The sequence below is a fragment of the Thermococcus camini genome, assembly GCF_904067545.1.
GTDB classification, from domain to species: Archaea; Methanobacteriota_B; Thermococci; order Thermococcales; family Thermococcaceae; genus Thermococcus; species Thermococcus camini.
The window spans coordinates 944,953-958,706 of record NZ_LR881183.1 but is presented as its reverse complement, the minus strand read 5'-3'; the positions used below and the strand labels follow the sequence as shown (position 1 = coordinate 958,706).

12 protein-coding genes are annotated in these 13,754 nt (G+C 56.1%); 4 read left to right on the top strand and 8 right to left on the bottom strand.

The window, feature by feature from the left end:
* Positions 1-26: 26 nt before the first annotated feature.
* Positions 27-542, top strand: a complete 516-nt coding sequence (locus TIRI35C_RS05155) for a cob(I)yrinic acid a,c-diamide adenosyltransferase (protein WP_188202002.1) — start codon at positions 27-29, stop codon at positions 540-542.
* Here the strand turns inward: TIRI35C_RS05155 and TIRI35C_RS05150 are convergent.
* The 7 genes from TIRI35C_RS05150 to TIRI35C_RS05120 form a co-directional block, all read right to left on the bottom strand.
* Positions 535-711 (bottom strand): hypothetical protein, encoded by a 177-nt coding sequence (locus TIRI35C_RS05150; protein WP_188203265.1) that lies wholly within the window; start codon positions 709-711, stop codon positions 535-537. The genes TIRI35C_RS05155 and TIRI35C_RS05150 overlap by 8 nt on opposite strands.
* Positions 708-1,949: an MFS transporter gene (locus TIRI35C_RS05145; protein ID WP_188202001.1), complete on the bottom strand. Its 1,242-nt coding sequence runs from the start codon at positions 1,947-1,949 to the stop codon at positions 708-710. The genes TIRI35C_RS05150 and TIRI35C_RS05145 overlap by 4 nt, the downstream gene beginning before the upstream one ends.
* Before the next feature lie 56 nt (positions 1,950-2,005).
* On the bottom strand, positions 2,006-2,659 hold the full coding sequence (locus TIRI35C_RS05140) for a DUF4097 family beta strand repeat-containing protein (RefSeq protein WP_188202000.1): 654 nt from the start codon (positions 2,657-2,659) through the stop codon (positions 2,006-2,008).
* The gene (locus tag TIRI35C_RS05135) at positions 2,656-2,793 is read right to left on the bottom strand and encodes a hypothetical protein (protein ID WP_188201999.1); all 138 of its coding nucleotides are present in this window, start codon (positions 2,791-2,793) and stop codon (positions 2,656-2,658) included. Before TIRI35C_RS05135 ends, TIRI35C_RS05140 begins: the two co-directional genes overlap by 4 nt.
* Before the next feature lie 5 nt (positions 2,794-2,798).
* Positions 2,799-4,097, bottom strand: coding sequence for a hypothetical protein (locus TIRI35C_RS05130; RefSeq protein ID WP_188201998.1), 1,299 nt, complete (start codon positions 4,095-4,097; stop codon positions 2,799-2,801).
* Positions 4,094-4,504 carry an ArsR/SmtB family transcription factor gene (locus TIRI35C_RS05125; protein ID WP_167892049.1) on the bottom strand — a complete coding sequence of 137 codons (411 nt, stop codon included), beginning with the start codon at positions 4,502-4,504 and terminating at the stop codon, positions 4,094-4,096. Before TIRI35C_RS05125 ends, TIRI35C_RS05130 begins: the two co-directional genes overlap by 4 nt.
* Positions 4,505-4,650: 146 nt before the next feature.
* A complete protein-coding gene (locus TIRI35C_RS05120) occupies positions 4,651-5,136 on the bottom strand; it encodes a PadR family transcriptional regulator (RefSeq protein WP_188203046.1) in 486 nt (161 codons plus the stop codon).
* Between the two features lie 117 nt (positions 5,137-5,253).
* Here TIRI35C_RS05120 and TIRI35C_RS05115 point away from each other — a divergent pair, with 117 nt between their 5' ends.
* The 3 genes from TIRI35C_RS05115 to TIRI35C_RS05105 all read left to right on the top strand — a co-directional run bounded on the left by TIRI35C_RS05115 (position 5,254) and on the right by TIRI35C_RS05105 (position 11,351).
* Entirely contained in the window at positions 5,254-9,306 is a 4,053-nt protein-coding gene (locus TIRI35C_RS05115) for an MMPL family transporter (protein ID WP_188201997.1), read from the top strand.
* 97 nt (positions 9,307-9,403) lie between these two features.
* The gene (locus tag TIRI35C_RS05110; RefSeq protein ID WP_188201996.1) at positions 9,404-10,285 is read left to right on the top strand and encodes an AEC family transporter; all 882 of its coding nucleotides are present in this window, start codon (positions 9,404-9,406) and stop codon (positions 10,283-10,285) included.
* 49 nt (positions 10,286-10,334) lie between these two features.
* Positions 10,335-11,351: a M42 family metallopeptidase gene (locus tag TIRI35C_RS05105; protein WP_188203045.1), complete on the top strand. Its 1,017-nt coding sequence runs from the start codon at positions 10,335-10,337 to the stop codon at positions 11,349-11,351.
* A 48-nt stretch (positions 11,352-11,399) separates the two neighbouring features.
* Here TIRI35C_RS05105 and TIRI35C_RS05100 read toward each other — a convergent pair whose 3' ends face one another.
* The gene (locus TIRI35C_RS05100) at positions 11,400-13,745 is read right to left on the bottom strand and encodes an ABC transporter substrate-binding protein (protein WP_188201995.1); all 2,346 of its coding nucleotides are present in this window, start codon (positions 13,743-13,745) and stop codon (positions 11,400-11,402) included.
* Positions 13,746-13,754: the final 9 nt, after the last annotated feature.

The window sequence follows — 13,754 nt, the reverse complement described above, 5'->3', positions numbered from 1 at the left end:
GGCTGCCAATTAAAGAGGTGGTCAAAATGTCCATCACCACGAAGACGGGAGATAAAGGTTTGACCGGCCTCTTCACCGGCGACCGCGTGGCGAAGTACTCGCCTATTATGGAAGCCAACGGGGCTATAGACGAGCTCGACAGCTTTCTGGGAGAGGCAAAGCACTACGTTCCCGAGGAGATGGTCGGGACTCTCGAAAAAATCCAGGTTCAGCTCTACGACCTGATGGCGGAGCTGGCCAGCAAGGGGAAGTACCAAAAGGTCGGTGAGGAGGAGGTCGAGTGGCTTGAGGGACTCATCCATAAATACGAAGAGGAAGTCCAGCTCCGGGCCTTCGTCCTCCCGGGCTCAACAATAGCGAGCGCCAAGCTCGATGTATGCAGGGCGATAGCGAGGAGGGCCGAGAGGAGAGTTGCCAAGCTCGTCCTTGACTATGGGTTTGGCCAAAACGCTCTCGTCTACCTCAACAGGCTCAGTGACCTGCTTTTCATAATGGCAAGGGCGATAGAGAAGAGGGAGGGGAAGCTGAGGGGGGTCAGGTGAAGGCTTCACTTTCCGTTTTCCCGCTTTTTCCGGTTCCGGTTGCTGCAGAAGAGCCGTTCTGTGCTTTGTCCAGAACGTAGAGTGGCAAAGCCACTTCCTTCACCGCCCAGCCGAGCTGGGAGATGAACCTTCCTATAGCAAAGAGCCAAAAGTTCCCCTTGAGGCTCACGGCACCACCTCCGCATTTTCTGAGCCGATGTTCACGACGGTTTCCCTAAAGCGAAGATAATAGTACAGGGTTACCATTACGCTCGGGACGGTGAGGGCGAGGATTATCACCGTTGTTCCAGCGACGTCGATGAGGGGTCCAACGAGGGCCATGCCGAGGGGTGTGGTGGCCATCATTATGGTTTCCATTGCCGTGAAAAATCTGGAGCGGACTTCATCGGGAACCGCCTTCTGGAGCTTCGTGAAGAGCGGTATGTTGACCAGGGTGTTGAAGAACCCAATCAGGCCGATTATCCCAAGCAGTGATGGATAAGCCAGTTCGCCGAGGATGGAGCGCGTCACGAAGGCGAGGCCCGTCAGGCAGAGAAGCTGGGCAAACAGTGCCCCGAAGAGAAAATCCTCAGATTTCTCGCCGAGCTTCAATGCGATGAGCATGTTTCCAGCCAGTGTTCCTAGAGTCGCCGCCGTCTCGACGCTGCCGAACTTGACGGAGGAGAGACCCAGCTCAATCCTGGCGAGGTAGGGAAGGACCACCGCGAACACCGGATTGAGGAGGGTGTTGAGGATGACTCCAAAACTCACGAGCACCATGAGGTTTCTCGAACTCCTCATGAAGCGGAATCCTCCGACCATGTCGTCCCAGACCTCACGAAGGCTTGAGAGCTTCCGTGTTTTCCATGGATATTCAATTAGAACCTCAAACAGTCCCGAGCCGAAGAAACTAACCGCATTGATGAGGATAGCCAGCTTAATGCCCCCGATGGCGTAGATTAACCCGCCGAGGATCGGGCCGAGTATCCTGAGTATTTGGCCGCCGCTCTGCAGTATCGAGTTCGCCCTAGCTAACTGCTCCCTCTCCACCAGGTCTGGGAACATCCCGACTATGCCGGCCGAGAAGAAAGCCCCCATAACGCTCATCGCCATCTGAACCACAAGGAGCTGGTATATCCCCAGCAGGTTGAACCCTATGACCGCGAAGAGGAGAACTCCTCTCGCTATATCGAGGCCGTACATGAGCTTCTTCCTGTCGTAACGGTCGCCGATTACTCCAGCTATCGGGTTTACGAGCAGCCTCGGAATCAGCTCGACCATTATGAAGAGGCTCATCATCGCCCCGCTACCGGCCTGGTCGAGTATATAAAGCGGAACGGCGACATCCTGGATAACCCAGCCGGCCTGGGATATCCACCTGCCTATGGTGTAGAGCCAGAAGTTCCTACCGAGCTTAGCCTCGAACATCTCATCTAACCCCCACTAGCCCAATTACCTAATTAAGTAATTGAAGAATTAAAGAACTAAATCAGCTCGACCCTAATGTCGCCGTTCACGGTGCTGACCTTAACTTCGAACTCACCCGTCCCTATAATTGGTTCGTCAGGGTCTACCCCGACCAGCTTGACGTCTCCGTTGACCCTTTTGCTGACAATCCTAGCATCGCAGAACTCGGTCAGGCGAAGCACGATGTCTCCGTTAACGCAGCTTACCTCGACGTCTCCCTCAAGCTCCTCGATGGTAAGCTCGATTTCCCCGTTCACGGTTTTAACTTGGAGCGGTCCGGCGACCGTTAGATGGGCCCGTACCTCACCGTTCACGGTGTTGAGCTTTTCGGCCTCGCAGTCTTCCATGCTTATTTCGCCGTTTACAGTCGTGACGTCCTCAAAGCGCACGCCCCTGGCCTTAAGCTCACCGTTCACGTTTCTGGCCTTCACCGGGACGCTCCGTGGAACCTTCACAACTATCTCGGCCCAGCCGTTCCCCTTGAGCAGGTTTAGGAACCTCTTCTTCGGTTCCTCCCGGATGATGAGCCTGCTTCCCTTCTGCTCGACTTCAACGTTTACCTCGCCGTGGAGGGTGTAGTTCACCTCGGCGTAGTCGTTTTCCCAGCCCTCTATCTCGATCCGGCCGTTGGTGGCATTTATCTCAACTTCCTCGACGTTTTCAAATATCACATCAAACCCCCCAGCGGATGAAATTCAAAATCAAAAAGGGGCCTCTCGTGCCCCGTCTTCTTTTCACAGCCTTCTTTCACTTCACCTGGGACTGTGATGGTTCCCAGTGCTCTGGAAATTGCCGCGGTTTCCATCCTCCTCACCCGATATAGCCCATCAGCTCGTCGAGAAGCTCCTTCACGCGCCTGTTGAGCAGGGTTCTGTCTATGCCAAGGCCCTCTATCAGCTCGGCGCTCTGCTCCTCCACTATCTCCTTCGCCTTCTCCATGACGAGCCTGTATGCCTCGGGGTCTTCCACCGTGTAAGTCCTTCCTCCGGCCCTTATCCTGACTTTGCCCTCTCTGGCGGAAATGACGACGTCCTCTATGCGTATCTTGGCCCTTCCCCTGCCAACGCTGACCGAGATATCTCCAGAACGGAGCGAGACAGTCTCACCAAGGCTGAGGCTCTCGTTTCCGCTCCTGTAGGTTACCCTCTCACCGTCGACCTCGATGGAGTACTCGTCGGTCTGGACCTTCAGCCTCTCGCCGACCCTGGTCAGCTGGAAGCCGTTATGGAGTTCTCGGATGGTCAGCATCTCAGCCGGGGGCATCTCAGGGTTGCCCTCGCGGAACCTCATTGGACCTATCTTGACCTCCTCACCGCCCGGCGTCTCTATGACCTCGATGAAGGGCAGTTTCACGTACTCAAAGCCTTCGCCCTCGTAGACCTTGATGAAGCCGAGGTCAACCACGCCCTCCCTCTTGCCCTTCTTGTAAAGCCCCTCAGGGTTCACGAGGTCGTTCACCCTTGAGACAAAGCCGGGATCCGCGGAAGTTTTCCGCCCGGCTATCCTCTCCTCAGTCCACACGATGACCGGGCTGAGGAGCCTTTTCGTTATCCTCCCGAGCGGTGTCTCCGCCTCGACTTCAACGCTTCCATCTATCACCCAGGCAACGTTCTTCCTTCCAAACTTCACGGGATAGGCCTTGCCAGTCCCCCTGAGCTTCACCTCGCCGAAGTCTGCCCCGCTGAACTCGTAGGCCTTACCTTCAACTTTGATGTCAAATTTTCTCTCATCGAACTTAGCCAGCAGAATTCCCGCTATGACGAGGACGACTGAATAAGCGAAGGCCGTTCCCGCGTAATTGTGGAGTGTTTCGGACATTCCCAGCCACCCCCCGAAGAACAGGAAAACGCTCGTCCAGAAGAAGCCTTTAGCCAAAGCAAAGACTATTCCGCTTATCGTTACTCCGAACCATTTGCCGACGCTCAGCAGCTCGAAGGCGAACAGGAGCGCCACTATCGCGTACACCAGCTGATCGTTGTATGCCTCAAGCCTCAGCGGCCCCTTGAACAGCCATGCAATGAGCAGTATCGCCGTGAGGGCTTTGAGGTACTCCGCCAGCTTAAACCTTGGGCCTTCGCGATGGGCATGGTACTTCCAGCTAAAACTCATTCTTCCACCTCCTCGAGGGCAGTTATTATCTCAAGCAAGCGCAAAAAGAGACGTCCATCGGGCGATATTTCGTATCTTTCCCCCTTTCTCACCATCCGGGTTTTCACCAGGAGCTTCAGGTGGTGGGAAACCGTGGGGCTTTCCACCCCAAGGGCATCCTTTATTTCCTTGAAGCCCATCGGTCCCTCGGAAAGCATCTTCAGGATCCTTATCCTGTCCGGGTTGGCGAGGGCCTTGAGGGTTCTCGCAGCTCTCTCCTCGTCTATCTCTGGCAAACTTCCACCTTCGAGCTTTCTCCTCAGGCGGGCCTTTATCGAGAGCATGACCTCATCAACGGGGTCAATGCTCTCCTCCAGCACCTCCAGCCTCTTCTTCAGCTCCTCGAGCTGAACTCTGAGATCCTCCATGGTACCACCGGGTACAGATTTTTGTAGTACAATCTTCTGTACTTAACTAGTGCGGTGGGTATATAAAAGTTTATCGGTTGATGGTCGCACGAGATAAATGCCGCCCTAAATATCCGGAAGGGGAGAGAAGAGAAAAGCAGGGAAAATCAATTCTCCGCGGAAAGTTCGGCCTCTATAGTTTTTATTTCCTCGTCCAGTATGTCGCGTATCCTCTTAAGGAGCTCCAGGTATGTCTTGACGGTCTCCCTGTCCATCGGCCTCTTAAGTTCCATCTCCTCAAGCTTTCTCTTCAGGGCCTCGTGGTAGTTGATTGAGGTATACAGCACCCTGAGGGCGAGATCGTTCGAGGTTCTGAGGTAATCCCATCCCTTCTCGGTGAGGCTGTACTTAACCCGTCTGACTTTTCCACGATACTCCTCCCTCGGCTCCAAAAGTCCCTCCTCAACCATCTTGCTCAGGATGGTGTAGAGGTTGCTGTGGCTGGGCTTCCAGAGGCCGATAGCGAGCTTTTCAAGCTCCTTCAGTATCTCATAGCCATGAGCTTCTCCCTTCAAGCCCACTATGACGAGTATGAGGTTCTTCAGGGGCACCGTAAAAAGTCCCTTGATTATTCTTCGCTCGGCGTTCTCCATGGTGACCACCTATGTTCAAAGTTTGAACCACAATCCTTATAAATGCTTCTCTCAACGACATGTCGAACTTTGACATGTTAAAACACATCATGTTGATGAGCGACAATGGTGGTGGGTATGGCCTGGAACGAGTGGATAGTGAAGCACGCAAAGGCCATCGTGGCCCTGTGGATAATAGCCGTCATAGCCGCGATGCCCCTGGCGATGAAGCTCAACAGCGTTACCAACTACAGCATGGACCAGTTCCTGCCCAAGGACGTGGAATCGGTTAAGGTGCAGGATACCCTGGCAAAGGAGTTCCAGGAGTTCTCAACGAGCACCAACCAGACTTACATGATAGTGAGCGGCGTTGATATCAACGACCCGGCAACGAAAGAAGCCTATAAACGCTTCAAGGCCGAGGCAAGGCCCTACGGTTCGAATTTCACCTCCTACTACGATGCCGTTGACATGCTCCACAACAAGTCCTATGAGATAGCGCTCAACCTCACCAGAACTACAGCTAACCTAACCGGAATCTTCTACGACTCGGCAATCAACGCCAGCAGCACTTATGGAACCCTTCTTTCTCAGATTGAGAACCTCAGCGAGCAGGTCAAGACACTCAACGAGACCGTCCCCGAGCTTGCCGGGGCCTACTTCGCGCTCGAGGCCAACCTGAGCGTTCTCTACAACCAGAGTCTCACCCTCCGGCAAGCGCTCAACCAGACGGATTTGGCCTACGTTGAGCTTCACGAAAACCTCACCCAGGCCAGCGAACAGTTGAAAACGCTGAACTCCACGATAGCAGGCCTTAACGTGGGCCTCTACAACCTGAGCGATAGCTACGCGAGAACTTACCTCGGAACGATAGGAGCCTACGATGCCCTCGTTCAGGCTGGAGCCTACGAGAGGAGCCTTGACGAGAGAACGGCGCAGGCGATAGCTGAAAAGCTCGGCGTTCCCGTCGAGTTCGTTTACGCGGTTTACAACTCCACCTACCCGGCCTACTCCGCATATGGTTCAGGGGCAATAACCGACGGCTTCCTGGCCAACGTCACCAGGGTGATGGTTCTCGGTCAGATCAGCGACCCGATGCAGAGGAACCTCGCCGAGGCATATTCCGTTGCATTCTACCAGGGCGTCATTGTGTTCGACCAGAAAGAGGGAAGCAACTACGCCCTAATCCAGCTCGGCGAGAATGCGGTTAGGCCCGTTGATGGGATAGCAAGCAACGCCCTCAAAAACCTCCCGCTCGTCGTCGAAGGGACTGGGGGAAGCTACGAGGTTCCGGGTTTCGGTGAGGTTCCGGCGGAGACTTTAGCTTACATCCTCAACGCCTCGATAAGCCTTGGAAGGAATCCCAACGCTTTGGCCGTCGAGAACGCGACCGTTGAGGTCGCAAAGGCACTCATGGCAGGAAGCCCGCTCCTCGAGATGCCGAACGCGGATGGGGTACTGAGGACGCTCCTCGTTTACGGCCCGACGAGGGGACTTGAGGAGAGCCTGCTCACCGGAGTGCTCAAAGAGAAGCTTCCAGAGGAGCAGAAGGATTTAGCAGAGCCAATAGTCAAGACCGTTGTAAACTTTGACTCGAACGCCACCGGCGTTCTGGCGAAGAACCCTGAGGTGCTGAAGAAGGCCACCGTCTCACTGCTCGCCCAGCTGGTTAAGGAAAAAGGCGTTGAGCTCCCGGAGAGCGTTATTGGCGGAGTCTACGACTCCAACGGGAACGTCACGCCGATAGCGAGGGAGATACTAATTCAGAAGACCGCCGAGAAGGTTGGGAGCGAGAAGGTTGCCGAAACCATCGTCGATACCGTCCTCAAGAACCCGGAGGAGCTTGCCAGGGGAGTTGGCGTTAAAGAGACCGTCAAGGAGATAATCACGAGCCTGGCTGGAGACGTCCCGATAGACCTCGGCAAAGCTGTGGACGATGTTTACGCCGGCAAGAGTCCTGAGGAGATAGCCTACGAACTCTTCGAGGAAGGGGTTAACGAAAAACTCGCCAACGTTACCGCCCCGGAGGACGTCAAGGAGACGCTGAAGGAGATAATGCTCACCGTTGCCAAGAACTACCCGATGAGCAAGTCCCAAATTGGGACCCTCGTCAAGGAGAAAACGGTGAAGCTTGTCGAGAAGTTCGTAGGGGAGATTAACCTCGGAGTTCCGCTCCACATAAACGCCATCGAGCTTGTGAACATCGCCTTCGAATTCAGGGACGACCCGGATAGGATAACGAAGGAAGGGGTCAAACCAATAGAGGAGCAGGTCTACCCGTCCATTTACAGCCTCGCAAAGAGCTACATCGGGATGCTCAAGAGCCCGGACAACAGGACGATGCTGATTCTATTTGTTCCAAAGGGCCTCAAGGGTGTAAGTGACCTGGAGAAGCAGAGCAAAGCACAGTACGAGAGCTCGTTGAAGGTCAAGGAGGTCGCTCTGAAAGAGTTCAGAGCGGTCTCGCCGAAAGTCGAGGTATACGTAACCGGAACGCCTATTCAGACCTACGAGGCCATTAAATACGGCAAGGAGGACAACGACAAGACTACGAAGTTCAGCATAGCTGGGGCGCTCCTGGTTCTCCTCGTCCTCATGGGCGTGGCGTTACTTGCAACGCTCCTGCCTTTCACTGGCGTCGCGACTGCAACGCTCACCGCGCTGGGAATACTCTACCTGCTCGCGAAGGGTGACTACCTGGACGTCGGGAGCTGGGCCCAGATGCTCACCGTCACGACGGCTCTCGGGCTGGGGATAGACTACTCCACCTACTACCTCCACCGCTTTAAGGAGTACCTGGCGGAAGGCTACGACCACGACAAAGCTGCAAGCGAGGCGCTGAAGAGGGCAAAGGACGCGGTCTTAGCGAGTGCATCGACCGACATCATAGCCTTCGCGAGCTTTATCCTTGCCTGGGAGTTCCCGATATTCAAGACCATCGGCATGATAGCACCCCTGGCAGTCATCGTAGTCCTCCTTGCCAGCCTGACGTTCATCCCTGCGATAACCGTTCTCATAGGCGAAAAACCGGCCTTCTGGTGGCCGAGGCACATCGAGCACCACATCGAGAGTGTGGACATCCACGAGAGGAGCAGAATCGCGGAGTGGGCCGTCAAGCACGCTAAAGTGGTTGTCCTCATAGCGCTCCTAGTGGCGGTTCCAGCCGCGTATAACTTCGTCAACTTCAACGGTACCCACGACATAAAGCTGTTCATCCCCAAGGACAGCGAGACCTACAACTTCCTCCGGCTCAGCGAGAGCACGGTTGGTGCGGGCGTTACCTCCCCGACCTACGTGGTCATAGACCTGGGCCACCCGCTGAGCGATGACGACCTCAAGGCCATCGAGGCGCTCGCGGGAAGGATTTCAAAGGTGGAGGGCGTCGAGTACGTCTACACCGTGACCCGGCCCTACGGGAGGCCCATAAACGTCAGCGTGGAGGAGCTGAAGAGCATCGGCGGTGACCGCTACATCTCGGAAGACGGCACCAAGGTGCTGATTCAGGTTACCGGGAAGTACGAAGCAACCGACGACCGCTCCAAGGACATGGTGAGGGAGATAAGGGCGATAGTGAAAGACGAGGAGAAATCGGGAGCAATAAAGTCAGGAATGGTCGGAGGGAACACAGCTTTGGCCCTTGACCTCAGCGACCTCATCAACGACGTCTTCTGGCACAGAATCTTCCCGGTGGCGCTCCTGCTGATGTTCCTCTCGCTGATACCGACCCTCAAGGGACTGCCGGCGGTTATAACCACCATAGGCACCATAGCGGTCGGCGTGCTCCTCAGCATAACCGTCTCCAGCTGGCTCTTCGAGAGGGTCTTCGGCCAGCAGGTTATGTGGTTCCTGCCCATGATGGTCTTCATAGTGCTCATGGGAGTCGGCATAGACTACAACAGCTTCTACCTGGTCAAAGCCAGGGACGAGTTCGAGCGCAGGAGCGCGAGGGACGCCCTGGTGGTCGCTGCCGGAACGATGGACACCCTCGTCGTCGGCCTCGCCGCCGTGCTGGCGGTAACCTACGGCTCGCTGATGACGGGAGCGACTTGGGGAATAAGGGAGATAGGCTTCGCACTGGCCATCGGAGTGCTCTTGACTGCCACGGCGGCGGTTTACTTCATTGGTCCGGCCACGATGGCACTCTTTGGAGAAAAGGCCTGGTGGCCTCTGCACAGGACGAAGAAGGAATGAGCCCCAACCCCTGCTTTTATTTTTTCAAGTTCTGCCCCAACCCCTTTTATTTTTCCACACTCGACAGACTTTTAAACGCTGAACTCAATGTTTAAGCATGAACATCGCCGAGATGCTCGCCCTCATAGCTCTTGGTTACGTCCTCAAGAAGCTGGTCAAATCGGAGAAGCCATTTGACTACCTCCGAATCCTGGTGAACGACTTTCTCCTCGCCCTGTTCATCTTTGGAAACGTCGCGAGCAAGGACCTGAACTACCTCCTGAGCATAAAGACCGTCTTCCTCTACGTCTTTTTGATAATCGCAATAAGCCTCGGGTTTTCGTACATCTATGGCAGGTTTAAGCTCAAAAACGACCCCTGGGCCGGTGCGCTGATGGTTCTCTCGGTCTATCCCAATACCGCCGCCCTTGGCTTTCCGATAGCGAGCCTCTTCCTCGACGACATAACGCCCGCGATACTCTACTCCACGACCAACTCGATGATAGTTATTCCAATCGTCACCTTCATAGCGGCCCACTACTCCAGCGGCGGCGCGAGCGTTAAGGACAGCTTCATCAAGGCCCTCAAGTTTCCGCCGACGGTGGCGAACCTCGTCGCCCTTGCACTCGTCATAGGCGGCGTTCATATCCCTACCCAAATCCTTGAGCCCATACGAAGCGTCGGCTGGCTCAGCATACCCCTACTTATCATCTACTTCGGCTCGCGGATAACGCTGAGGAGCTTCGACTGGCGCAAGCTCGCGGAGGTCGGGGCCTTCAGGATAGCGATTCCATTCACCTTTGTCTTCCTCACCCTCCGCTGGGCGGCCCCTGAGGTTTTCTACTCAGTCTTGGTTGAGGCCTCGATGCCCCCAGCTATAGCGGCCAACGCGATTCTGGCCCAGTACCGCCTGAAGGCCGAGGAGGCGATAAGCGTTACCTTCGTGCTGACCCTGCTCGTCATAGGGCTCTTCATGGTTCTCAGCGCGCTGACCGGCTGAGACCGATGCCCTTTTTAACCCTTCGACCTTTCTTTTAACGGTGGTCACGATGGAAAGGGTCGTCCAGATTCTCAGGGAAATCCTTGAGATACCCTCCCCGACGGGCTATACGAAGGAGATTATGGCCTACATAGCGGGACTTCTCAACGAAAACGGCGTGAAAACCTACTTCACCAACAAGGGTGCCCTGATAGCGGGCAACCATCCGGAGCCAGAACTCGTCATAGCAGGTCATGTAGATACGCTCGGCGCGATGGTTACTGGAATTCTGCCGAACGGGCATCTGAGCTTTACCAGGATAGGCGGCCTTCACCTTCCGGCCTTTGAGGGCGAGTACTGCACGATAATAACCCGCTCCGGGAAGAGGTTTAGGGGCACGCTCCTCCTCAAGAACCCCAGCGTCCACGTGAACAAAGACGCCAGCAAGAAGGAGCGCAAGGAGGAGAACATGTACATCCGCCTCGACGAGCTCGTTGAGAAGAAGGAGGACACGGAGAAGCTCGGCATAAGGCCGGGGGACTTCATAGCCTTCGACCCGAAGTTTGAATACGTCAACGGATTCGTTAAGGCCCACTTCCTCGACGATAAGGCGAGCGTTGCGGTTATGATTGACCTGCTCCTCGATTTGGCAGGCGAACTCGAAAAGCTCCCGGTGGCGTTCTTCTTCTCGCCCTATGAGGAGGTCGGCCACGGCGGTTCGGCGGGCTATCCGAGGAGCATGAAGGAGCTCCTCGTCGTCGACATGGGCGTTGTTGGAGAGGGCGTCGCGGGCAAGGAAACGGCAGTGTCAATAGCGGCCAAGGATTCAAGCGGGCCGTACGACTACGAGATGACGACGAAACTCATCGAACTGGCTGAGAAGCACGATATCCCTCACGTCGTTGATGTGTTCCCCTACTACGGCTCCGACGGCTCCGCTGCTTTAAGGGCAGGCTGGGACGTTAAGGTCGCCCTCATCGGCCAGGGAGTGCACGCAAGCCACGGCATGGAGAGGACGCACATTAAGGGCCTGCTTGCAACGAAGGAGCTGATAAGGGCCTATATTGGGGAGAAGTTCCGGGTCTAATACTTTCTCCATATTTTTGAACCTGAAAAAATGGGAAAGTCAGCGGCCTCATCTTTTCCGTCCCATCAGGACCACCAGTGCAAGTATCAAAAGGCCTGCCAGGCCGATTGCATACACGGGCGAGATGTTGGTGGCCGTTTGATGGCCGTCTGGTCCGTTGGCTGGTTCCTGAGGATATGGAGTCGAAACCTGGGACGTCGTGGGGGTAGTTGACGGGGAGGGAACTGGAGATGCTCCCCCAAATGCCCTCAGCTCCAGGTACAGGCTCCTTGGCTCGGACCTCTCGATGTAAAACGGCCCATTGCTTATGAAGGCGTGGCCTCTTTCCTCAATCCACTCCACCGCCCGCTTATAGCCCCTCGTCGGGTCGTCCACGTCCCCCGCTATCGCACCGGGGACTTCCTTCCCCTCCTTCAGAAGATCAAGTACCCTCTTCAGGTCCATCGCGTGCTCCCTCTCCAGAAGGTTGAGGCACAGGGGGCCTCTGCTGAACGAGTAATCTCTGGCTATCCCGTACTCGCCCGGCCTGGCAACAAGCTCGCTCATGGCGTGGTACAGTTCCCAGGGAAACGTTGGGTAGTGAAGGTAGTGCCGGGCCGTTACGTCATCGGCAAAGGGGTGGGCGTAGTTACCGTAGACCACGTAACCGTTGCCGGTGAACTCGAAGCCCAGGACATCTGAGAGTGATTTGGCCATGTCGTCCAGGTTCTCGTCGTAGTAGGGGTCGTCCGGACCGTCTCTGTAGGCCCAGGTGTAGAGGAACGCCAGGTAGTACTTGAAATCCGCCCCCCTAAGCTCCACACCGTCGTGCCACGTTGCCGGGCGGCAGGTAAAGGTTACCCTGACGCTGGCGGTCTCTCCGGCGTGGGGACTCACCCAGCCCAGGCTCTGGTTGTAGACGACGGCATCTCCAGGGATCGTGAAGTTGCCCCTCTCGACCGTCCAGTTGCACCCGTAGGGTTCATAGAGCCCGCCACTTCCAACGCGGCCACCGGGAACGTGGACGAATCCCCATAGGCTGATCGGAACGGTGGGGCTGTCAAAACCATCAACGGGATTGAAGGCACCGCAGAGTCCGCAGGTGGGGACGAAGTACGCCACCCTGAGCATCCCGTCGGGGGTACTCGTCCCCAGCAGGCTCCACCGGTTGAGGATTCCGGTGGTCGAATCGGGGGTTACGCCCGTAACCCTCTCCCTGTTCACCGGCGAGAGCTCCCACTCCTCGACGAGGAAAATCCCGGCGCTCTCCAGTATTCCGATGCCAACTGCCATCTTCTGCATGTCCCAGTACTGGTTGGCGCTGGTTATCGCGTAGCTCTCGCCGTTCACCTCGGCGCTAAGATTAAAGAGAAGCCTCGTCAGCTCCTCCTCAGTCCAGTTGAGCATCTCCCCCAGCTCCGAGGCTCTGCCGTAGTACTCCGCACCGATTGCCCTCAGGCCGTTATCCGGATTGCCGTTGCCGACTTCCCTCAGAAAGTCCAGGACCGTGACTGTGTTCCTGTGCTCCGGCCCAACCCTTCCCGGAAGGTAACCGTACCATGCCGAGTAGAACCAGGCGGCGTAGTCGTCTATCCAGAGGCCGGAGCTTTTATCGGCGAACCAGCCGCCGGTGTAGACGTTCCATTCGTAGTCGCTCGGAGGCTCGTTGAATATGACCTTGCTGGCCTTTTGCCTGTCGAAGTAAATCATCTCCACGGCGAAGCCGGCTTTTCTGAGCTGCTCGGCGATGTATAAACCCAGTTTTACCCTCTCGTCCTCGGTGCGGACGGCGAGCTTGACGGTTACCGGCCGGCCATCGAAGTGCCAGGTTTCGTTTATCTTTTCCAGCCTGTGGCTGTACTTGGCGACCTCATCCGCGGCATCCTCCATCGCCGTCTCAATCATCTGGAGGGCGAGTTCTTCGTTTCCCCCGGCCGTGAGGTTCAGGGCGGCATAGACAGGCTCGATGTACCCGCTGGCCGGGTGGCTGGGCCTCACACAGCTTAACATCGGTGCGGCAACTCCGTTGTAAATCTCCCCGACTATGTGCTCTCTGTTTACGAGATAGTTCATCGCGAACCTGACCTTTCTGATGGCGAAGGGATTGAAGTATGTCTCGTCTCCCCGGGTGACGATTGGGGCTTTCTTGTCCGGGTCATGGTAGGTGTTGAAGGTCAGGTCCACGTACGAGACGACGGTCTTGTAAAGTTCGAGGTTTTCCAGGCCGCGGTAGTTCTCTGCAGGGAGGGAGAAGAGTCCGACGTCGTATTCACCGCTGGCTATCTGGGGTATAACCTGCCCGCGGGTCTGAATCCCCTGGAACTTGATTACCTCCACGGGGATCCACTCCCCGGCCTCCGCTAAAGGTGCCAGAAGAACGAGGACGAGCAGGGAAAGGACGATTGCCGACCTCATAATCCATCA

What these genes read in the sequence shown, in the direction of transcription:
- TIRI35C_RS05120 (WP_188203046.1), bottom strand. Translation starts at nt 5,136, where the DNA reads ATGGAGAACGCCGAGCGAAGAATAATCAAGGGACTTTTTACGGTGCCC.
- TIRI35C_RS05145 (WP_188202001.1), bottom strand. Translation starts at nt 1,949, where the DNA reads ATGTTCGAGGCTAAGCTCGGTAGGAACTTCTGGCTCTACACCATAGGC.
- TIRI35C_RS05130 (WP_188201998.1), bottom strand. Translation starts at nt 4,097, where the DNA reads ATGAGTTTTAGCTGGAAGTACCATGCCCATCGCGAAGGCCCAAGGTTT.
- TIRI35C_RS05105 (WP_188203045.1), top strand. Translation starts at nt 10,335, where the DNA reads ATGGAAAGGGTCGTCCAGATTCTCAGGGAAATCCTTGAGATACCCTCC.
- TIRI35C_RS05125 (WP_167892049.1), bottom strand. Translation starts at nt 4,504, where the DNA reads ATGGAGGATCTCAGAGTTCAGCTCGAGGAGCTGAAGAAGAGGCTGGAG.
- TIRI35C_RS05135 (WP_188201999.1), bottom strand. Translation starts at nt 2,793, where the DNA reads ATGGAAACCGCGGCAATTTCCAGAGCACTGGGAACCATCACAGTCCCA.
- TIRI35C_RS05110 (WP_188201996.1), top strand. Translation starts at nt 9,404, where the DNA reads ATGAACATCGCCGAGATGCTCGCCCTCATAGCTCTTGGTTACGTCCTC.
- TIRI35C_RS05100 (WP_188201995.1), bottom strand. Translation starts at nt 13,745, where the DNA reads ATGAGGTCGGCAATCGTCCTTTCCCTGCTCGTCCTCGTTCTTCTGGCA.
- TIRI35C_RS05115 (WP_188201997.1), top strand. Translation starts at nt 5,254, where the DNA reads ATGGCCTGGAACGAGTGGATAGTGAAGCACGCAAAGGCCATCGTGGCC.
- TIRI35C_RS05155 (WP_188202002.1), top strand. Translation starts at nt 27, where the DNA reads ATGTCCATCACCACGAAGACGGGAGATAAAGGTTTGACCGGCCTCTTC.